This window comes from Paenibacillus sp. J22P169, assembly GCF_059691995.1.
Genome location: NZ_JCAUAO010000007.1, coordinates 292,128 through 311,516, shown reverse-complemented (window position 1 = coordinate 311,516; position 19,389 = coordinate 292,128). Strand labels below are relative to the sequence as shown.

Below are 19,389 nucleotides of genomic sequence, written 5' to 3'. Positions count from 1 at the left end.
AGTTAAATAATTAGACTGCTCACCGAAATCGCAATACCAATATATACAGAAGCTAGTAGGGTACCTACGGCCACATTACCTTGCTTCAACTGATCTGATAGCTTCATACCTGGGGTTAACCAATCAAAAACCCAATATGAAGCTATTAAACATGCGTACCCTACCGCAAACCAAAGGCTCATATGCCAAATGGAGGAATTCGTATAGGCAGCAATTGCTAGAATAATCGCAGTAGCAACGAATTTACCTCCCATCGTGATACCCACGGCCAAATTTCCGCTGTTTATTTCTTCCATATCGCGGTATGGGGTCATTAAACTAAAAATATACATCCCTGCAAACTGCAGCAAAACAATTACAAATAAACTAATGATAAGATTCAATACGATCACTCTGCCCACCCCCGAAATTTAGCCATGGATTGATCAAAATCTGTATAATCATGTACTTCTTCTAGAACCACACTAACTTCTTTTTTATCCTTAATGGTTGTATAGCGATCTTCTGGAATCGGCTGTTTAACCTTCTGTCCGGTTGGCAATTCTACCACGGCAAAGTACCTAAATTTGCTATCCATCTCCGTTTTATAAACCCCGACCAATTTCACATCCGTTTTTATCTCTACTTTCAACTCCGCTAAATCTTTATCGGCTTCATCTTTTGTTTTGAAGGACTTTATAGGCTTCCATTGCGACAAGGTGACCTCATTTTTCCCTTGACTGTCCGCTTTCATCGTTGCTTGCATGAAGCTCAATACCCAGATGCTATCTCCGGTTGCGAAATTCTGATCGTTGGAAATCCGATCATTGTTAGGCAGCAACACCATATCACCATCGATGAGATCACCAACCTTGACTTGTTGGACCTGATAGTCCCATGGCACGTCACCGTTAGCATAACTCGATATTGTCTCCACGTTGCCTGATGTTGTTTGGCTTAGAACAGATGGCTTTTTATCGAATGCCGTGCTGATCAGCCATATGATAGCAATGATACCGATAAGTCCTATTGCCAATAGCATGAATCTTCCTTGTTTCAAGGCGCTTTCACTCCAATCGCCACAAATTGACTTGCATTTCCTGTTATGATTCCGCCAGCTCTTCCTAGAAGCCCGCAAGGCGTACCATTCAATACAAATAGGCCGGTTAATAAATGACCTTCACCATGCTGGAAGGTAAGCCGCGGCAAATCCGCACGCTGTTGATACACACGCTTAAAAAACACACTGGTATCAAAGCCTGCTTCATCCTTGAACTCCAGCTCTCCATGCTCGTTATACAGCTCAACAGAGCCGCCTTCGCGACCAAACATCGATTTGGACACATAATGACCTTCGAGGATACGGTCCATATACGTTGGCAGCATGTAGGTCTTAATCATTTCGTGTTCTTCTTGCGTAAATAGGTCCGAATGGCTCGTATGAAGATCCCAGATTAATGCCTGTAAGCCTTTGGATTGCAAAATCACAGCGTGCAGGGAGTTAAACAAGTGTACGAATTGTTCTTCGATCGCATACGACAGCGCTTCTCCCCCGTCGTCAACCCCCATCCATTCCTTCGGATATAAGGCAAACATACGCTCAATGATCTGATCGGCACCAACCTTGACGACACCCTCATCAATCCATAGATCCAAACAATCCACACACGTCATCTTTCGCTCGCTATGCGCGACAAGTGCATTTATCGTACCGGTGTCTTCTGCATGCTTACCGTAGGCTATACACGCCGCGTATTCGGGTGCTTCAACTTCCCATGCCGCTCTAATAAGCTCCTTCATCCTCAGGTTCGGTGATTCCAGACCATATTGTTCGCAGAGCCATGGGGTAGCAATTGCTGCCTCGACATAGCCCGTAGGTGTATCTGCGTTTAGTTCCAGTAGTTTAATATTACCTGCCTGATCGACAGTGAAATCAAATCTTGCATAGCGGCTCATGATTCCTACACCATTCGGCTCAAGTCGATCTAACCCATCCCATAGCACTTCTGGGATCGATAAGTTTGCATATAGCTCCCTATTCCGATGAACGAAACGTGCCGCTTTATCGAACACCTGCCACAGCCCTGTTGCTGCATGGATCAGATCCTGATAAACCTCGTTCGGTATAACAACAAGTTGATCAATCCAGTACTCTTCGTTCTCCAAATTGGCCCAGGTGAACCCTAGTTCAGCTAACTGTTGAACGCGAGAATTTCTATCTGAGGCTGGTGTTCCAATCACTTCAAATCCCATTCGATTAACCCCCAGAGCTTGAGCTGGAGGATGAGCTAAATCCACTTGATTTACCACCTATGCTGCCCGAAGAAGTTGAAGTCGACTTGGATCCGCTGGATGATGTGCTTCCACTCGAGTTCGAGCTGTTAACGGAAGAACCGGTCGTTCCCGATTTGGTGGTGGTCGATGATTTATTCGAATTCGAAGTAAAAGTTCCACTTCCGCTTGAGGTTGTTGGTGTCTTCGTGGCCGAACGATTCGTAAACGAGCTTGGTTGATAGGTTTTATTAACATAAGGTGTATTGGATCGATAATAATACGAGCGATGATTGCTCCCCCAGTTGCTAGATGAATAAGGACTTACTGTGTTGAAAATAAGATGATACAGAAGCAAATCATCCCATCCGAAACCACCACCTGATACTTGATTCACAATAATAGGAGCCGTGCTCCCACCTGTGGTTCCCGGTGTAGGAGTTGGCGTTGGTGAGGGTGAAGTTATACTCTTATCAGGAAGAATAGGTAAGCTCCAATCTACCTGAGGATCGTAATAGGCTTTCACATCATCATTCGACCATTCCACCAATTTCGCTGAACCTGTGTTCGGACTTGGCGTCTCTGCAGCCTGAGCCGATCCTATTAGCATTTGACCTAACAGGATTAGACTGAGTGAAGCTGATAATACTTTAAGCGGTCGTTTCACCCCTTGCTCCCTCCCCCTTCTGAACTGGCTGCTACGAGAAGCAATTCAAACACATGGAGATCTAAATTCAATCGCCCCTCAATCATTTCGTATTCCTTCCCGCCAACGAGAATAAAATTAGCCACATTTAAGGCTTGAATAAGTTTATCATCCCATGCACGTTCACCGAGTCGCAGCAGCTGCCCATCAAGCAATTTTTCATAAAGTACAATTGTCATTCCACCCATGCCTCCTCAACAAAAAAACTTCCTACACAATTAAACGCAGAAGGGATTCAATTGTTTCAAAATTAACAAAAATAAAAGCCTATCCATGGGATAGGCTTTTACCACTACTTCCATTAATAGGCAATTCGTTTCGCTTTTAGAAATGTTTTTTTCCAATATGCTTTATTAATATCTGTTATTTGTACCCCATTTTTAGGCTCAGGAGACGCATGCAGCATCTTCATATTGCCAATGTAAATACCTACGTGCCCAACCGTTTTATTGGATTTGAAACGTCCTGGCACATAATAAAACATCAAATCACCTTTACGTAACGATTTACGTGATACTAAATTGCCTTTAGCACCTTGTTGTCGAGCTACGCGCGGCAGCTTGATATTATATTTCCCATAAATATATTGGGTAAATGTGGAACAGTCGAATCGGCCTGTTTTTGGGTATGGCCCCGTACCAAACTTATATTTGACTCCTAAATAGTTCCTTCCTTTGTTGATCATGGCATTGATATCGACATTTTTCAAAACCGGTATGACCTCATCTGGATTATTTGCTGACCAAACTGGTAGATCACCATTCGTTTGATTAGACATCCATGCAGGGTTTGCCCCTGCTCCATTGTCTTTGAATGGATCAGACGGATCATCCCCGAAATTCAACTCTGGCGAGTTGTCATTCGCACCGGCAGGATCATCTTCATGTTCGATGATTGCAATAGGTGAAGCATGAATAATGACATCACTATTCCTAACTTCATACGACATGTCGTCTTGAAATAAATCAGCCAAATCTGAGACAGGTAAATAAGCCGTCGCGCCTTCCTTCACAACAGGCTGGCTTAGTTGAATATCCGCCCCATCCTTAATGGCTTTATTCGAGTTCATGATCAATTCAAAGTTAGCATCATTATCACCCAAAATCAGCTTACTTTCCGAATCTTCCCAATCTGATTGGAATTTCAGTGTTTTAATGAGGTCTTGGGCAGATACATAATTTACATTCCCGATTTGTTTCATTGGGAGGACTGCATCATTATTTGCAAGCCCAATAATATCTTTGCCCGCTTGAGATAGACTCTTCGTAACTGAATTGCCAGTTCCAGTTAGACCAGATGGACTTTGCGTTGGTGATGCATTTCGGGTATTCCCAGAATCCTTCCCACAAGCCGCTGTCGAAATCGCCAGCACGACGACCATACTTCCTATTGCTGGTGCCTTTAGCTTACTCCACATGAATTTCTCTCTCCTTCAGGAACTCATTCTTATCCTTTATAGAGTTGGACAAGTGGCATGCAAATATGCAATTCCTGCGTTCAATCTGACTTGGCGTATGTTGGAAAGCAGCTATCCATTTGGTAAAAAGGTAAACACCGTATAATTGTGGAATCCATACATATATTTGTTCAAGGAGGGAGTGATGATAGATGGGTATTTTCAGTGGATTACTAGGGAATTTATCAGAAGTTTCTGTTGAGGAGCTCACGAGGCAATACGGTGCTTATCTGATGCCAAATGAAGTCATCTCTACAGGCTTTAAGCTAGTTCGGGATTCTTTCGTAATCACGGACGAGCGCATTATCTTGATTGATCACCAAGGTGTCACGGGCAAGAAGACCAAAGTTTCCACTATCGATTTGGATGCCATTTATGAAGTATCTATGGAGTCTGGCGGCACAGGATTTGATGACAGCGAGCTAATCATCCATTACATAACATCCCCTTATTACAAAGCGAATAATATTACGACTGCAGCTTATCGTTTCGAATTTAAGAAAAAGTTCAATATCCAATCGTTGTATGTGGCTCTCCAATCAGCAGCAACACAGAATCGTAAGCGGATCAATGGTTAGATAAAAAAAGCGTGCCTGAGAAATTCTCAGGCACGCTTTTTGACTTATTTATGCGATTAACCGATAGATCCTTCCATCTCGAACTTGATGAGACGGTTCATTTCCACGGCATATTCCATTGGAAGCTCTTTGGTGAATGGCTCAATGAAGCCCATAACGATCATTTGCGTAGCTTCTGCTTCTGTAAGTCCACGGCTCATAAGGTAGAACAATTGATCCTCAGACACCTTGGATACTGTCGCTTCATGCTCAAGCGTAATGTTATCGTTCAAGATTTCATTGTAAGGAATTGTATCTGATGTCGACTCGTTATCCAAGATCAGCGTATCGCACTTGATGTTAGCCTTGGAACCTTGGGAGTTACGTCCGAAGGAAGCCAAACCACGGTAGGTTACTTTGCCGCCGTGCTTGGAGATCGATTTGGATACGATTGTCGAAGTTGTATCTGGTGCCAAATGTGTCATTTTCGCGCCCGCATCTTGATGTTGACCTTTGCCCGCAACAGCGATGGAAAGAACCATCCCTTTAGCGCCGCGGCCTTTAAGAACAACTGCTGGGTACTTCATTGTCAGCTTGGAACCGATGTTACCATCAACCCACTCCATGGTTGCTCCTTCTTCTGCAACCGCACGTTTGGTAACGAGGTTGTAGATGTTAGGTGCCCAGTTTTGGATCGTTGTGTAACGAGCACGGGAGTTCTTCAAACATACAATTTCAACTACTGCGCTATGAAGGGAGTTTGTGCTGTAAATTGGAGCTGTACAGCCCTCAACGTAATGCACGAAGCTATCTTCGTCCGTAATAATCAAAGTACGCTCGAATTGACCCATGTTTTCGGAGTTAATGCGGAAGTAAGCTTGCAAAGGCACTTCACATTTAACGCCTTTTGGTACGTAGATGAAGGATCCGCCAGACCAAACAGCACTATTCAATGCTGCAAATTTGTTGTCGGCTGGAGGAATGATTGTTCCGAAATATTGTCTGAACAACTCTGGGTATTCACGAAGAGCTGTGTCTGTATCTGTGAAGATAACACCTTGATCTTCAAGCTCTTTTTGCATGCTGTGGTAAACAACCTCAGATTCGTACTGTGCAGAAACACCAGCTAAGAACTTTTGCTCTGCTTCAGGAATACCAAGCTTGTCGAATGTTTCTTTAATTTCTGTAGGAACTTCTTCCCACGTTTTACCTTGTTTCTCGGATGGACGAACATAGTATTGGATATCATCGAAATCCAAGTCATCCATGTTTCCGCCCCAACGAGGCATAGGCATTTTGAAGAATTGCTCAAGTGATTTCAGACGGAATTCCAACATCCATTCTGGTTCGCCTTTAATTCTTGAGATTTCTTCAACGATTTCACGAGTTAAGCCTTTACCGGATTGGAAAATGGATTTGTGCTCGTCTCTAAAACCATATTTGTAATCCTCTAAATCTGGCATTTGTTTAGCCATGGTTGATTCCTCCTTAACGTTCTCTTTCTTCCTTATATCTAACCTATTCCATCGCAAATGCGTTAGTTATCGGTCTTATGAGAATGTTCAATCCCTTTGCGAAGAGCATTCCACGCAAGAGTTGCACATTTAATCCTCGCTGGGAATTTGTTAACGCCCGACAGAGCCTCAATGTCTTCATACTCAAATTCAACGGATTCGCCCTTCATCAAGCCAGAGAAATCATCAGCCATCTTCAGTGCTTCTTCGATTGTTTTGCCCTTGACTGCGTCCGTCATCATGGATGCAGAGGATAAGCTAATCGAGCAGCCTTCACCTGTGAATTTCGCCATTTTCACGATTCCCTCTTCAACTTGCATCTGCAGTGAAATTTTATCTCCACAGGTTGGGTTGTTCAGGTCAATCGTAACGGACTCGCCGGACTCAAATTTCCCACGGTTGCGAGGAGTTTTATAGTGATCCATAATTACTCTACGGTATAAATCATCCAATTGCATCGCCGAAGTACTCCTTTGTTTTCAGTAAAGCCGTCACAAGACGGTCTACATCATCTTCCATATTATATAGATAAAAGCTCGCACGAGCTGTGCTGCTTTGTTCTAACCATCTCATTAGCGGTTGGCAGCAGTGGTGACCGGCACGAATTGCAATGCCCATGGAATCCAACACAGTTGCCACGTCATGAGGATGAACATCCCCAAGATTAAAGGTAACAAGACCTGCACGATTCGTCGTCGGTCCGTAGACAGATAAATCTTCGATCTGCTTCATACGGTCTACAGCATAATTCATAAGCTCTACATCATGTTTATATATATTATCCATCCCGACTTCAGTTAAGAAGTCGATTGCTGCACCAAGACCTACTGCTCCTGCTATGATAGGTGTTCCGCCTTCAAATTTCCACGGAAGTTCTTTCCAAGTTGACTCGTAAAGATCGACATGATCGATCATTTCGCCGCCAAACTCAACGGGCTCCATGTTATTTAACAAAGACTTCTTCCCATACAATGCCCCGATTCCAGTAGGACCACACATCTTATGCCCTGACAGGGCATAAAAGTCACAATCCAAATCCTGTACATCCACTTTCATGTGCGGTGTGCTTTGCGCACCATCGACCATGATTTTGGCACCATGCTTATGGGCAATGGCTGCAATTTCCTTGATCGGGTTGATAACGCCTAACACGTTGGATACATATACAATCGAAACGATTTTCGTACGATCCGTAATCGTATTTTCAACATCAGCAAGAGAAATGGATCCGTCAGGTTGTAGCGGGATATATTTTAAAGTAGCGCCTGACTTCTTAGCTGCTTGCTGCCAAGGAATCAGGTTGCTGTGATGCTCCATCGGAGTAAGGACGATTTCATCGCCCTCACGAAGTACCGATTGGGCAAAGCTAGCTGCCACAATATTAATAGCCGTTGTCGTGCCTCTAGTGAAAATAATTTCTTGTTCACTGGCTGCGCCGATGAACTTAGCCACTTTGGCTCTAGCTCCTTCGTACGCATCCGTTGCTCTGGAACCTAGGGTATGAACCCCGCGATGAACGTTAGCATTATCCCACTCGTAGTAATGCTTCAGTGCCTCAATCACCTGAATAGGCTTCTGGGAAGTAGCAGCACTATCCAAGTAAACCAGCGGATGACCGTTCACTTCTTGCTTCAGAATGGGAAAAAGTTCACGTATCTCGGCAGATATCATTGTCCTAGCTTCCTCTCCACTAAGCTTTGCAGCTGTTCTTCAACGCTCTTAACAGGAATTTCGGAAACGACTGGTGCTAAGAATCCGTAAATGATTAAGCGTTGAGCTTCTTCCTTTGTAATCCCACGTGACATTAGGTAATGAACTTGTTCTGCATTCACTTGCCCAACGCTCGCTGCATGACCAGCTTTAACATCATCTTCGTCAATAAGAAGAATCGGATTCGCGTCTCCGCGAGCTTTCGGGCTAAGCATCAAGACTTTCTCAGTCTGTTGACCATTACAGCCTTGTGCGCCTTTTTCGATCTTCGTGATCCCGTTGATGATCGCTGTAGAGCTATCACGCATAACTGCACGTGTAATCATATCGCTTGTCGACGCTTTGCCCCAATGAACAGCGCGAGTCGTCAGGTTTAGTTTTTGTTCATGTGTGCCGACACAGATGATTTTGGCATCGGAGTCAGACCCTTTACCTTTGAGAATAGATGTCGTATCAGACATCGCATTCCCATAGTTCAATTCACCAACAACCCAGCCAATTCGGGAATCATCTTCAAGGATCGCACGACGGTACGTGAGATCTGTTACAGATGCTTCCAAGCTGTGGATGGAGGAATAGCTTACGCGTGAACCTGGTTTTGCAAACACTTCAACTATCCCGTTCTGTACAAGAGCAGCGCCGCCAACGGAGGACACAAAGTTATCTACATACGTAACGGAGCTGAATTGTTCAGCAACAATCAGAACATGCGGAGCAAATGTGGCTTCTGCATCATCTGCTACAAACAAGGCTTGAAGTGGGATGTCTACAACAACGTTTTTCGGAACGTAGATGAAGATACCGCCATTCCACAATGCTGCATGTAAAGCAGTAAGTTGGTTCTCATTCGCTTGAACAGCCTTCATGAAATAAGGTTTAACAAGGTCCGCATGATCACGAACCGCTGTTTCTAGATCTGTGAAAATAACGCCTTGCTTTTTCAATTCTTCAGACACCTGATTGAACACAATTCCGGAATTGCGTTGAACAATCAGGTTATCGGAATTCGTTAATCCCTTGGTCACTTCAGGTAATGCATCAAGTGAACTCAAGACTGCTTGCTCTTTATAGGAACCGTAGGCGGAAATGCTCCAACGGTCGATTCTTGTTTTTTCTAGTATAGGTAATTCCAACGAATTCGCTAATGCTACCCCTTCAGTACGAAGGGCTGTCATCCACTCCGGCTCTTGCTTGCTGCGGGAGAGCTCAATAACAGCATTAGAATCGATGGAAATTGTTGTTTTAGTGCTCATGATTTCCTCCATTTATAAGTATCTTTGACCCTAAGATCAAAGTCTCTCATCTCCTAGTACTTCGGCCCTGGTGTGTTCATTGGAACTTTGAATTCTTCCGTATCTTGACCAACAGTTTCATCAACGATGCCGAGTTCTTCTTTGATCCAATCGTAACCTTCCGCTTCCAGACGCTCAGCAAGCTCAGGACCACCGGACTTCACGATGCGACCTTGCATCATAACATGTACAAAATCAGGTTTAACGTAGTTCAACAAACGTTGGTAATGCGTAATGATCAAGAATCCGCGCTCTTCACTGCGCATAGCATTAACACCTTCAGCAACGATACGCAAAGCATCGATATCTAGACCGGAGTCGATTTCATCAAGGATAACAAATTTAGGCTCAAGCAAAAGCATTTGAAGAATTTCATTACGCTTTTTCTCACCGCCGGAGAAGCCTTCGTTCAAGTAACGGTGCATGAACTCAGGGTTCATTTCCAGTTGCTTCATTTTCGCTTCCATTTGACGAATGAATTTGATCAAGGAAATCTCGTTACCTTCGCCGCGGCGAACATTCATTGCGCTACGTAAGAAATCAGCATTCGTTACGCCAGTGATTTCGCTTGGGTATTGCATAGCCAAGAACAAGCCAGCGCGTGCTCTTTCGTCAACAGCCATCTCAAGAACATCTTCGCCATCTAATGTAACAGACCCCTCTGTTACTTCATATTTCGGGTGACCCATTAACGCGGATGCCAATGTACTTTTACCAGTACCGTTCGGCCCCATAATCGCGTGAATTTCGCCGCCTTTGATTTCTAGGCTAAGACCTTTCAAAATTTCCTTTCCTTCGATGGTCGCTTTCAGACCCTCTATTGTAAATGTTGATGAATTTGCCATTTTCTTTAAGCCTCCATAATGTTTGAGTGTACTAGATAGATGACAATCCTGTGTAGTGATTATCACTGATTCTCATTAGAATAATTCTATTATAACTTACTGTAACAAATCAAGAAAGGGCAATCCCATGAAAAAGGCGAGCGTTTTGTGAAATACTACGTAAATTTTACGCCAAAGTACGTTTTATTTCAGCAACTTGTGCGGTAAATTCTTCCTCATTCAACACAGGAGTCATCGAGGAATCATCCGGTACCGAAACCCCAAGCTGTATCCATGATTTGCAGCCGATATAGGCCTGTTCGATCTCAATTTGAATCGGTTGGCTGAGCGTATACACCCGTAATATCATTATATGCAGCGGGTTTTTACGTTTCCACCTCAAACGCTCTTCCGTGAAATTTTCTGTCCAAATATGAAAAGAAAATAACTGATTTAGCTTATCTTGATCGCTGACTTCGATATCTTCCACCACTCGAGCAAAGGAGTTAATAGTTACGTGTGTATCTGTTGTGTTCCAATTCACCAATGTTTCATCGATAATCCCGCGATACTGCTCCTTCAGTAGTTCTTTTCTCTGGTGTTCATATGTCGGATAGAGAAAGAAATCATTCGATTCCACTTGGAAATCTCTTGTTTCTTCGACAATACCTCCCTTGCGCATAATAAAAATTTGCGAGCCAGCTTCCAAAGCTTTGACCGCAGATGCCCATTCCTTTAAAGCCATCCCTTGCCCCATGCCGTCAACTCCTCGTTCCCCACATTAATCTATCTATTATAAATAAACTTTGTAAGCAAAACAAATCAAATTGACATTTTTCAGGAAAAACAAAAAGGAACAGCCCTCAATTTCGGCCATTCCTTCTTCTTATTTCTCTGAATCGGCGTTATACGTAAGCTGCATTCGGGTAAACTGTTCTTGATTATGTTTCACAGGATTGGGATCATGGGTCCCATTAGGCGCGTCAGCATGATAGGCAAGGAGCAAAAAAATGAGACATACAGCCATTGCCAGTAAGACATTCATGAATTTCAACAATCCCACATCCTTTGAAAACGTTTGACTCCAGATTAACTGTATTTCATTAGGTGAGTATTCGAGAGTAGTGAAGATTGTGTAAATATTTTAGCCGAGAAATGATTGCAGCATCCAGCGATGCTTTTCTAAAGAAGTTTGGATCGCTAAAAGCATATCCGATGTCGTATCGTCACTTGCTTCCTCACAAATTTGCATACCCGCCTTCAGCTCTTGGGTGAGGATAGTGAAATCTTCAATAATCGCTTCAACCATTTTGGTGGCTGTCTCCGTGCCGACGGCTTCTTTTAAGGAAGAAATCTCTAAATAAGCTTTCATCGTCGCCGCAGGTTGTCCCCCAATGGCCAGTAATCGTTCAGCCAACTCATCGACATGAAGCGCAGCCTCATTATAGAGCTCTTCGAATTTTACATGGAGCGTGAAAAATTGATTCCCTTTTACATACCAATGGAAATTATGAAGTTTAACGAAAAGTAAATTCCAGTTTGAAATTTGCTTATTGAGAACAGCTTGAATCGATTGCGTTGAAACTAAGATTGCACTTGTCATCTGAATCCTCTCCTTCATTTTGCCTGAAAATCGTCCTTGTACATGCTAATTTACGTTTATTTGGCGGATTTTATGTAAAATAAACGACATTTCTGAAAAGTGTATTTCATGCGGAAACAATTTGTCTTATACTAGGGAAAGACTATTAATACTCAGTAAATTAGTTGGAATTAATTCCAATCACTTAAAGCACGCTTACGAAGTCAGTTTTCTGACGAAAACTTTTAGGAGGTTCATTCATGTCCACTTATCATCCGTTATCGGAAGCGCAAGCCATTGAATACGCTCGCCAGATTCCACAATTATTTCAAGCTGGTGCTGATCTGACTAGTCAAGAAATCGGGGATGGGAATTTAAACCTCGTATTTCGCATAACAGAAGGAGCTACAGGAAAAAGTATTATTTTGAAGCAAGCTCTCCCTTATGCCAAAGTTGTTGGCGAATCTTGGCCGCTGACACTTGATCGTGCCCGCATCGAGAGTGAAGCATTGGTTATTGAAGAAGCATTAAATCCTGACCTTGTTCCTCACGTCTATGCTTATGATGCTGATCTTGCTCTGACTGTCATGGAAGATTTGAGCGATCATGTCATTATGCGCAAAGGGTTAATCGAGGGCAACCAATACCCACTATTTGCTGAGCATATTGGACGTTTTCTAGCTACTACGTTGTTCTACACATCGGACTTAGGGAAAAATCAACAAGAGAAAAAGATTCAACTGGGACGCTTCATCAACCCAGAGCTTTGCAAAATCACGGAAGATTTGATCTTCGATGATCCCTATCGCGATGCGGAAACGAACAATATTGAAGCGCCAATCCGTGATGCAGCGGAACAGCTTTGGGCAGACAAAGAGCTTCACTTCGAAGTAGCGATTCTGCGCAACAAGTTCCTTACACAAGCGCAAGCCCTTCTTCATGGCGACTTGCATACAGGCAGTATTTTCATCAAACCGGATTCAACAAAAGTCATTGACCCTGAATTCGCGTACTATGGTCCGATGGGCTTCGATATTGGTGCTGTATTAGCAAACCTACTTCTTAACTTTGCAGCCCAAGAAGGTTGGAGCACTGATGAAGGAAGTCGAACTGCTTATCGCGCTTATTTAACGCAAACCGTTAAGGATGTTTGGACGCATTTCGAACAAAATTTCCGTGCACTATGGAACGAACATGGCGTAGATCGTGTGTTCACAGCTCCAGGATACCAAGACTATTTCATGACCAACTTGCTGCGTGATACGGTCGGCTTCACTGGCGCCAAAATGGTGCGTCGCGTAGTCGGTCTTGCCCACGTCGCTGATATTGATAAAATTGAAGATGCTGCAGCGAGAGAGCGCGCTCAGCGTATGGCACTAACAATCGGAACTGCCAGCATTCGAGCTAACCGTCAGGTAACGACGATTGATGAGCTAATTGCAATCGCAACACGAGTAGCAGAGAGAGGTTTTGTACTATGACAACGACGAACAACGTAGAGGGTAACAACGTAAAGGATGAAAACCAAGTGCAAGGTGCTTTGCAATCCTTGCGCTGGAATGGCCAGCAGCTAGATTTGCTGGATCAACGACTGCTGCCGGAGGAGATCGTCTATTTGCCGCTGGAGACACCGATTGAGGTGTGGGAAGCAATTCGGCACTTAAAAGTTCGCGGCGCACCTGCGATTGGGATCGCCGCCGCGTATGGTGTGTACCTCGGCATCCGCGGTGTGGATGCCGCAGTTGAAGGGCTTCTGGCGGAAGTCCAGAAGCAAGCGGACTACCTGGCGACGTCACGTCCGACAGCAGTGAACTTGTTCTGGGCGCTCGATCGCATGCGCGCGAGAGCAAGTGCTTTGGCAGCCGAGGGCGTGAGCCCGGATGCCTTCAAGGCTGCGCTTCTGACAGAAGCGCAAGTCATTCAGGCGGAGGACGAAGACACCAACCGCCGTATCGGCGAACATGCGCTCACGCTGTTCGAGGATGGATTTGGCGTGCTGACGCATTGCAACGCCGGCGGTTTGGCAACAGCCAAGTACGGCACGGCTTTAGCGCCGTTCTACTTGGCGAAGGAGCAAGGGCTGAACATCAAAGTGTTCGCCGATGAAACTCGCCCCGTGCTGCAAGGCGCGCGGCTGACAGCCTTTGAACTGCAGCAAGCCGGCGTAGACGTCACGCTGATCTGTGATAACATGGCCGGCGCGGTCATGGCCAAAGGCTGGATTCAAGCGGTCATCGTCGGAACGGACCGTGTTGCGGCTAACGGCGATGTAGCCAACAAAATCGGCACGTACAGCGTAGCTGTGCTGGCAAAGGCGCATGGCATCCCGTTCTATGTGGCAAGTCCGCTGTCCACGATCGACTTGAACACGCCAACCGGCGGCGATATTCCAATCGAGGAGCGTCATGAGGACGAGATCACGCAAGGCTTTGGCAAACGCACGGCGCCTGTTGGCGTGAAAGTGTTCAATCCTGCCTTCGACGTAACACCGAATGAGTATGTCACCGCGATTATCACGGAAAAAGGGATTGTTCAAGCACCTTATGGTGAAAATCTGCGTAAGCTTTTCGAATAGGTCTTGAAAGTCGATGCCAGGGACCTGCAGGGTTCTAATTAACTGGAAAACATCCAGTTAATTTCTCGAATTTCAACTAATATATGAACTTAGATGGAAAAACTCCAGTTGAATTCCGGCTATCTGCTTCTTTTGCGGAGAAAGCCTGAAAATAGCTGGAGTTTTTCCAGTTATTTGGATTAAAGTGCGAAATTGGCTCGAAATAGCTGTATGTTTTCCAGTTAGTAGCGTGCTAGTGTGGTGGGCTGAATGGATTGCGGAGTGCTGATTGCTGATTGTGTGGTTGGAGTAGCTAGGGGTTCCGATGTGATTGAGGTGCTTGATATTAGTTTGCTTAAGTGCTGTGCTCAATGCTGATTTGTGTGGTTGAAGTAGCTAGGGGTTGATCTAATTGAGGTGCTATATGCTGGTTTGAAGGGACCTATGCTACTTGATGCTGGATTGCGGAAGGCGGGAGGTAGCTGCCGAGTAGCTGTTGTGCTGACTACAGTGGGGGTGATTTGCTTAGGCGTAACCAAACAGAGCTGTCCAAAAGTAGATTATCTACTTACGGGCAGCTCTGTTTTTTGGTTTACATCGTGCTGGCTTGCTGAAGCAGTTTATTTTCACGATAGGCGTTTGGCGTTGTGCCATGCGCCTTTTTGAATACATAGTGCAAATAATTGCTAGAGGTGAAGCCGCTGCGCTCTGCTATTTTTTCCAACGTCAGCGTGGTTTGCTGCAGCTCGCTGCATACGAATTTGAGTCGAACTTGTTCCAAATACTCGCTAAATGAAACATCCGCCTTCTCCTTGAAAATCCGTTGAAGCTGTCTTGAGCTGATCTGCACACGTTCTGCTACCCCCTCCAAGGTCAGGGGACGGCGGAAATTGTCTGCAATGAATTGAACGGCCATGTGATAGCGGTAGCTTTTCATATCACGGGCTGGCAGGTTAACTCCCTGCTGTTCCGGTTTATACGCGCTGACCGTTCTTAACAGCATCTGGAGGATGGACTGTTTGATAACCGTATACTGACCTAGCTGGTTATTCCGCCATGCTTCATAAGCAACGAGGAAGCATTTCATCGCTTCGTGGCGATCAACGGCCGGGATAAGGGGCAGCCTACTGAGCTGTCCAATACACGCTTCCGCTTCTGCGATCTCCCACTCCTCGCCCCAACCGGGAGCAGCGGTTGACGCAGCTTCCTCCTTGTCAGTTAGCTTCACAATATCCACGTGGAGACACAACTCGCCCATCGCTTCATATTCATCTGCTTCTTGCCGATGAATGACCCCAGGCGCTGTGACATAGAGCAGCCCATCATGGAGTGGATGTGTAATCCCATCCAGAATAACTCTCCCTTTGCCGCAGGGGATATAGTGAATCTCGTACTCAGAATGCTGATGATAATTTACGATTGCTCCCGCTGGAAAGGAAGTCAGATGACAACGCAATACTCGAATGCCGTAAGCTCCCCAACGAAAGCTCAACTCCAGGCGATCTAGGGCCATCGGATTTTCAAGCATAGGTTCGAAGTAAAAGGGTTGACTCATGAGGTACACACCGCTTCCTTTCCAGTCTGAGAACGTTAGTTTACCAAGGAATCCAATCTTACTTGGCTTTTGTTGGCAACGGATAAATTGGAAGCTTCCATAAGCTTCGTTAAGTCTACAGCAAGCCCGATATTTTCAGTGGCTTTGGTACCATTTTGAATATGAGCTACCCATTGATCAAAAGCAGTCGGCTTAGCTTCAGGCAATGACTCATAGGCCACCCATTGTCCCGTAGCTTCTTCCAGCTTGTTCGTACGCAGCATAACGCGGCCATCTTGCTCCGAATATAGTACACTTCCTGCTGTGCCGTGAACTTCGATGACGAAAGGCGAGAATGCATTCACAAAGCCCGCTTCAACAATACCCAAAGCACCGTTGTCATATTGGAGTAGCGATACTGCATTATCCTCAACTTCTCTTCCTGTCACATAACCATAAGAAGCGCTTACAGAAACAGGTAATCCTAGCAAAAGTCGATTGAGATACATCGGGTGACAGCCAAGATCGATGAGCGCTCCGCCACCACATTGCTCGGCATTATAGAAATGCTGCGGCAACCAGCCATTCGGATTCGCAGTAGTCGAAATTCCGCCATTATGAGAAAGGCGTGTGCGCACAAGCGTAATTTGACCTAACAACTCTTTCGCAACAATCTCTTGAATAGCTAACGTAGATGGTGAATTCAAACGCGGCAAAGAGACCGTTAAGGTAACGCCCGCTTCTTCCACAGCTGCGAGAATCTCATTCACTTCGCGAAGCGTAGGAGCAATGACTTTCTCTGTGAAAATATGTTTACCTGCCCGTGCGGCAGCGATGATTACATCTCGGTGAAGGTTGGTAGGTGTATCTACAACAACAGCTTCGATTTCTGGATTGGCTAGTAACTCTTCAAGACTTGCGTAGAAAGCCACACCGCGTGCTTCGGCTTCTTGCTGACCTCTCTCCACAATCTCGTCCCAAATCGCAACAATCTCCGTATCCGGGTGTTCGTTTACCTGTTTGGCATAATCCTTTGCATGTACATGCCAGAAACTTAACATTGCTACTTTCATCTTGAATGACCTCCAAATAAGTGACTTGGGATCATTGTATCATGCGCACAGAAGCGGATAAATTTCGAATTAGTGACAGATGAAGGTGCAAAATTACGACACACTTACGATTATTATCTTACTCGAAGATTATGATAGAATGGCTAGAACGTCAAGCTTTTTCAATACCTAATTTAAATTTGATAATTCCAATAAGATTAGTATACAATGTAGGGATTATTTCCATCCCCTGAAAGGAGTGATTTCATATGTTATTTACCCCCTATACAATTGCCGGCATAACTCTCAAAAATCGTATCGTGATGTCCCCCATGTGTATGTATGCATCTGATGATTCCGGTGAAGTCAAAGACTGGCACCATGTTCATTACGCTACACGGGCCGTCGGCCAAGTTGGACTTATTATATTTGAAGCAACCGCTGTCACTGCACAAGGACGAATTTCGACGCGGGATTTAGGCATCTGGGAGGATGCGCATATCGAAGGCCTAAAACGTGTTGTCACTTCCATTCATGGACATGGCGCCTATGTGGGCATTCAACTCGCGCACGCAGGCAGAAAAGCAGTCCTAGACACGCCGATTATAGCCCCTTCTGCCATCCCTTTCTCAGATACGTTCAAAACACCTGAGGAAGCTACACTTACAGACATTCAGGATACGATTCAAGCATTCGCTGATGCGGCTGACCGTGCCAAGCAAGCTGGATTCGATGTCATCGAAATTCATGCGGCGCACGGCTATCTCATCAATGAATTCTTATCTCCGCATTCGAATCATCGTCAAGATGCTTACGGCGGTGACCAAGAGGGGCGGTTCCGCTTCTTGCGGGAAACCGTGCAAGCCATCCAAACACGATGGGATGGTCCGTTGTTTGTCCGTATTTCAGCTCATGAGTATGTGGAGGGTGGGCTTACGCCTCAGGATCAAGTTTACTTCGCCACAAAACTCAGAGAACTTGGCGTCCATCTGATCGATGTCAGTTCCGGCGGTAATGCCCCGGTCGTTCCACACTTTTACCCAGGCTATCAAGTGCCATTCGCCGAAGAAATCCACACCAAAGCGGCAATCCCTGTTGGTGCTGTCGGTCTTATCACGGAACCGCAGCAAGCAGAAGAAATTCTTCAGAATAACCGCGCGGATCTCATCTTTCTAGGCAGAGTACTTTTACGTGATCCTTATTGGGCAAGATCCGCTGCTCATGACTTGCGCGTTGAGCTCGCTCCTCCGGCGCCTTACCAACGAGGATGGTAAACAAACACCCCCACTTGGACTTTGGGTCCTAGTGGGGGTGTTTGCGTTATTTCGATACTGGCACTGTATGGTAATACTCTTCCATGGTCAAATTCTTTGACTGGATTTCGTTGGCAATATCGTTTCCTACATATCGTAAATGCCAAGGCTCATATTGATAGCCTGTAATTGATGCTTTTCCTTGTGGGTAACGGATAATAAAACCATACTCACCTGCATGCTTTTCTAACCAAACCGCTTCTTTCGTTCCCCCAAAGCAATCTGATGCCGCACATTTCCCATTACTGCCCGACACATCAATGGCTAGCCCCGTTTCATGCTCACTAGTTCCAGGAACCGCGCTGTACGTTTTGGCCTTTTCTTCCCCGTCTTTTTTCACATAGCTTTCAAAGAGCGCTTTCTGTGTCGCATACGAGCGATACGCAGAAACACCTGCTAAGTGAATGCCATCCTTTGCCGCTCCAGCAAATAGCTTCTCAATGGCCGTTGCCGCTACTTGTCGCATTTTACGCTTATCATTTTTTTCGGAAAAGGTAAATGCAATGTTTGGATAGACAAGATCCGTCGGCTCATAACTGGATGGCAATGCGTTTTGCTTATTGACCAGAACGGTAATACTTTCCGGTTTGGCAATCACTTGAATCGCGCCATTCTTTGTTGGCGTACTGCTTGCAGCAGGAGAAGTCACAGGAGTAGATGATGGCTTCGTCGTAGCCGCAGGTGAAGCAGTCGCTGACGTCGTTGGTGTCACTCCACTACTTGGAGAAACCGTTGGGCCCGCTGTTGCACTTACTCCAGATGTTGGTATAGGTGAATTCGTAGACGTGGCTTCATTCTTATCCCCACAACCTGCCACAACAATAGATAACGCTAAAAGAATGGCAATCGATACGTTCATTTTGATTTGCATGTTGGCTTTCAATGTTCCCTTCATTTCTTGTCGTCATGCCTCCTAGAAGTTGTAAAAGCTTTTCAAAGTAATAGACCGCTATTTCAATGAAAAAGTTTCATGCCTGTCGGTATATTAATTCAAATGAAAAAGACTGCATTTAGGTTGAGCTCCTAATCGCAGCCTTCTCATATT

Annotated in this window: 21 protein-coding genes; 4 read left to right on the top strand and 17 right to left on the bottom strand. The window is 45.1% G+C overall.

Annotation, left to right across the window (positions count from 1 at the left end; all coding sequences use genetic code 11):
- Positions 1–2 precede the first annotated feature (2 nt).
- The 6 genes from AC58QG_RS27300 to AC58QG_RS27275 all read right to left on the bottom strand — a co-directional run bounded on the left by AC58QG_RS27300 (position 3) and on the right by AC58QG_RS27275 (position 4,373).
- Positions 3–392 carry a DUF350 domain-containing protein gene (locus AC58QG_RS27300; RefSeq protein ID WP_497365236.1) on the bottom strand — a complete coding sequence of 130 codons (390 nt, stop codon included), beginning with the start codon at positions 390–392 and terminating at the stop codon, positions 3–5.
- A complete protein-coding gene (locus tag AC58QG_RS27295; protein WP_497365235.1) occupies positions 389–1,039 on the bottom strand; it encodes a signal peptide protein in 651 nt (216 codons plus the stop codon). Before AC58QG_RS27295 ends, AC58QG_RS27300 begins: the two co-directional genes overlap by 4 nt.
- Positions 1,036–2,232: a glutathionylspermidine synthase family protein gene (locus tag AC58QG_RS27290; RefSeq protein ID WP_497365234.1), complete on the bottom strand. Its 1,197-nt coding sequence runs from the start codon at positions 2,230–2,232 to the stop codon at positions 1,036–1,038. The genes AC58QG_RS27295 and AC58QG_RS27290 overlap by 4 nt, the downstream gene beginning before the upstream one ends.
- 4 nt (positions 2,233–2,236) lie before the next feature.
- Entirely contained in the window at positions 2,237–2,917 is a 681-nt protein-coding gene (locus AC58QG_RS27285; protein WP_497365233.1) for a hypothetical protein, read from the bottom strand.
- Positions 2,914–3,135, bottom strand: coding sequence for a hypothetical protein (locus AC58QG_RS27280; protein ID WP_497365232.1), 222 nt, complete (start codon positions 3,133–3,135; stop codon positions 2,914–2,916). The genes AC58QG_RS27285 and AC58QG_RS27280 overlap by 4 nt, the downstream gene beginning before the upstream one ends.
- 122 nt (positions 3,136–3,257) lie before the next feature.
- Positions 3,258–4,373, bottom strand: a complete 1,116-nt coding sequence (locus AC58QG_RS27275; RefSeq protein WP_497365231.1) for a C40 family peptidase — start codon at positions 4,371–4,373, stop codon at positions 3,258–3,260.
- Between the two features lie 191 nt (positions 4,374–4,564).
- Between AC58QG_RS27275 and AC58QG_RS27270 the strand changes: the two genes are divergently transcribed.
- The gene (locus AC58QG_RS27270; protein WP_420874465.1) at positions 4,565–4,990 is read left to right on the top strand and encodes a PH domain-containing protein; all 426 of its coding nucleotides are present in this window, start codon (positions 4,565–4,567) and stop codon (positions 4,988–4,990) included.
- A 56-nt stretch (positions 4,991–5,046) separates the two neighbouring features.
- Here the strand turns inward: AC58QG_RS27270 and sufB are convergent, their stop codons facing one another.
- The 8 genes from sufB to AC58QG_RS27230 form a co-directional block, all read right to left on the bottom strand.
- A complete protein-coding gene (gene sufB, locus AC58QG_RS27265) occupies positions 5,047–6,444 on the bottom strand; it encodes a Fe-S cluster assembly protein SufB (protein WP_056624188.1) in 1,398 nt (465 codons plus the stop codon).
- Between the two features lie 62 nt (positions 6,445–6,506).
- Positions 6,507–6,941: a Fe-S cluster assembly sulfur transfer protein SufU gene (sufU, locus tag AC58QG_RS27260; RefSeq protein WP_057310356.1), complete on the bottom strand. Its 435-nt coding sequence runs from the start codon at positions 6,939–6,941 to the stop codon at positions 6,507–6,509.
- Positions 6,928–8,154 carry a cysteine desulfurase gene (locus AC58QG_RS27255; RefSeq protein ID WP_497365230.1) on the bottom strand — a complete coding sequence of 409 codons (1,227 nt, stop codon included), beginning with the start codon at positions 8,152–8,154 and terminating at the stop codon, positions 6,928–6,930. Before AC58QG_RS27255 ends, sufU begins: the two co-directional genes overlap by 14 nt.
- On the bottom strand, positions 8,151–9,446 hold the full coding sequence (sufD, locus tag AC58QG_RS27250) for a Fe-S cluster assembly protein SufD (RefSeq protein ID WP_497365229.1): 1,296 nt from the start codon (positions 9,444–9,446) through the stop codon (positions 8,151–8,153). Before sufD ends, AC58QG_RS27255 begins: the two co-directional genes overlap by 4 nt.
- A 53-nt stretch (positions 9,447–9,499) precedes the next feature.
- Positions 9,500–10,330: a Fe-S cluster assembly ATPase SufC gene (sufC, locus tag AC58QG_RS27245; RefSeq protein ID WP_497365228.1), complete on the bottom strand. Its 831-nt coding sequence runs from the start codon at positions 10,328–10,330 to the stop codon at positions 9,500–9,502.
- A gap of 166 nt (positions 10,331–10,496) precedes the next feature.
- A complete protein-coding gene (locus AC58QG_RS27240; protein WP_497365227.1) occupies positions 10,497–11,066 on the bottom strand; it encodes a DUF1802 family protein in 570 nt (189 codons plus the stop codon).
- A 129-nt stretch (positions 11,067–11,195) separates the two neighbouring features.
- Positions 11,196–11,354, bottom strand: coding sequence for a hypothetical protein (locus AC58QG_RS27235; RefSeq protein ID WP_497365226.1), 159 nt, complete (start codon positions 11,352–11,354; stop codon positions 11,196–11,198).
- A gap of 99 nt (positions 11,355–11,453) precedes the next feature.
- The gene (locus AC58QG_RS27230) at positions 11,454–11,912 is read right to left on the bottom strand and encodes a Dps family protein (RefSeq protein ID WP_497365225.1); all 459 of its coding nucleotides are present in this window, start codon (positions 11,910–11,912) and stop codon (positions 11,454–11,456) included.
- Positions 11,913–12,151: 239 nt separating this feature from the next.
- On the opposite strand from AC58QG_RS27230, the gene mtnK reads away from it, so the two are divergent.
- Together mtnK and mtnA are read left to right on the top strand one after the other, a co-directional pair.
- Entirely contained in the window at positions 12,152–13,372 is a 1,221-nt protein-coding gene (mtnK, locus tag AC58QG_RS27225) for an S-methyl-5-thioribose kinase (RefSeq protein WP_497365224.1), read from the top strand.
- Positions 13,369–14,466 (top strand): S-methyl-5-thioribose-1-phosphate isomerase, encoded by a 1,098-nt coding sequence (gene mtnA, locus AC58QG_RS27220; RefSeq protein WP_497365223.1) that lies wholly within the window; start codon positions 13,369–13,371, stop codon positions 14,464–14,466. The genes mtnK and mtnA overlap by 4 nt, the downstream gene beginning before the upstream one ends.
- Positions 14,467–15,037: 571 nt before the next feature.
- On the opposite strand, the gene AC58QG_RS27215 is transcribed toward mtnA, so the two are convergent.
- Both AC58QG_RS27215 and AC58QG_RS27210 read right to left on the bottom strand, forming a co-directional pair.
- Entirely contained in the window at positions 15,038–16,000 is a 963-nt protein-coding gene (locus AC58QG_RS27215) for a cupin domain-containing protein (RefSeq protein WP_497365222.1), read from the bottom strand.
- Between the two features lie 35 nt (positions 16,001–16,035).
- Positions 16,036–17,052: a Gfo/Idh/MocA family protein gene (locus AC58QG_RS27210; RefSeq protein WP_497365221.1), complete on the bottom strand. Its 1,017-nt coding sequence runs from the start codon at positions 17,050–17,052 to the stop codon at positions 16,036–16,038.
- A 248-nt stretch (positions 17,053–17,300) separates the two neighbouring features.
- On the opposite strand from AC58QG_RS27210, the gene namA reads away from it, so the two are divergent.
- Positions 17,301–18,305: an NADPH dehydrogenase NamA gene (gene namA, locus AC58QG_RS27205; protein ID WP_497365220.1), complete on the top strand. Its 1,005-nt coding sequence runs from the start codon at positions 17,301–17,303 to the stop codon at positions 18,303–18,305.
- A gap of 46 nt (positions 18,306–18,351) precedes the next feature.
- Here namA and AC58QG_RS27200 read toward each other — a convergent pair whose 3' ends face one another.
- Positions 18,352–19,239, bottom strand: a complete 888-nt coding sequence (locus tag AC58QG_RS27200) for a M15 family metallopeptidase (protein ID WP_497365219.1) — start codon at positions 19,237–19,239, stop codon at positions 18,352–18,354.
- Positions 19,240–19,389 lie beyond the last annotated feature (150 nt).

What these genes read in the sequence shown, in the direction of transcription:
- AC58QG_RS27215 (WP_497365222.1), bottom strand. Translation starts at nt 16,000, where the DNA reads ATGAGTCAACCCTTTTACTTCGAACCTATGCTTGAAAATCCGATGGCC.
- AC58QG_RS27280 (WP_497365232.1), bottom strand. Translation starts at nt 3,135, where the DNA reads ATGACAATTGTACTTTATGAAAAATTGCTTGATGGGCAGCTGCTGCGA.
- AC58QG_RS27240 (WP_497365227.1), bottom strand. Translation starts at nt 11,066, where the DNA reads ATGGGGCAAGGGATGGCTTTAAAGGAATGGGCATCTGCGGTCAAAGCT.
- AC58QG_RS27200 (WP_497365219.1), bottom strand. Translation starts at nt 19,239, where the DNA reads ATGAAGGGAACATTGAAAGCCAACATGCAAATCAAAATGAACGTATCG.
- sufB (WP_056624188.1), bottom strand. Translation starts at nt 6,444, where the DNA reads ATGGCTAAACAAATGCCAGATTTAGAGGATTACAAATATGGTTTTAGA.
- mtnK (WP_497365224.1), top strand. Translation starts at nt 12,152, where the DNA reads ATGTCCACTTATCATCCGTTATCGGAAGCGCAAGCCATTGAATACGCT.
- AC58QG_RS27275 (WP_497365231.1), bottom strand. Translation starts at nt 4,373, where the DNA reads ATGTGGAGTAAGCTAAAGGCACCAGCAATAGGAAGTATGGTCGTCGTG.
- AC58QG_RS27210 (WP_497365221.1), bottom strand. Translation starts at nt 17,052, where the DNA reads ATGAAAGTAGCAATGTTAAGTTTCTGGCATGTACATGCAAAGGATTAT.
- AC58QG_RS27255 (WP_497365230.1), bottom strand. Translation starts at nt 8,154, where the DNA reads ATGATATCTGCCGAGATACGTGAACTTTTTCCCATTCTGAAGCAAGAA.
- sufD (WP_497365229.1), bottom strand. Translation starts at nt 9,446, where the DNA reads ATGAGCACTAAAACAACAATTTCCATCGATTCTAATGCTGTTATTGAG.
- AC58QG_RS27235 (WP_497365226.1), bottom strand. Translation starts at nt 11,354, where the DNA reads ATGAATGTCTTACTGGCAATGGCTGTATGTCTCATTTTTTTGCTCCTT.
- AC58QG_RS27270 (WP_420874465.1), top strand. Translation starts at nt 4,565, where the DNA reads ATGGGTATTTTCAGTGGATTACTAGGGAATTTATCAGAAGTTTCTGTT.
- AC58QG_RS27230 (WP_497365225.1), bottom strand. Translation starts at nt 11,912, where the DNA reads ATGACAAGTGCAATCTTAGTTTCAACGCAATCGATTCAAGCTGTTCTC.
- AC58QG_RS27290 (WP_497365234.1), bottom strand. Translation starts at nt 2,232, where the DNA reads ATGGGATTTGAAGTGATTGGAACACCAGCCTCAGATAGAAATTCTCGC.
- sufU (WP_057310356.1), bottom strand. Translation starts at nt 6,941, where the DNA reads ATGCAATTGGATGATTTATACCGTAGAGTAATTATGGATCACTATAAA.
- namA (WP_497365220.1), top strand. Translation starts at nt 17,301, where the DNA reads ATGTTATTTACCCCCTATACAATTGCCGGCATAACTCTCAAAAATCGT.
- sufC (WP_497365228.1), bottom strand. Translation starts at nt 10,330, where the DNA reads ATGGCAAATTCATCAACATTTACAATAGAGGGTCTGAAAGCGACCATC.
- mtnA (WP_497365223.1), top strand. Translation starts at nt 13,369, where the DNA reads ATGACAACGACGAACAACGTAGAGGGTAACAACGTAAAGGATGAAAAC.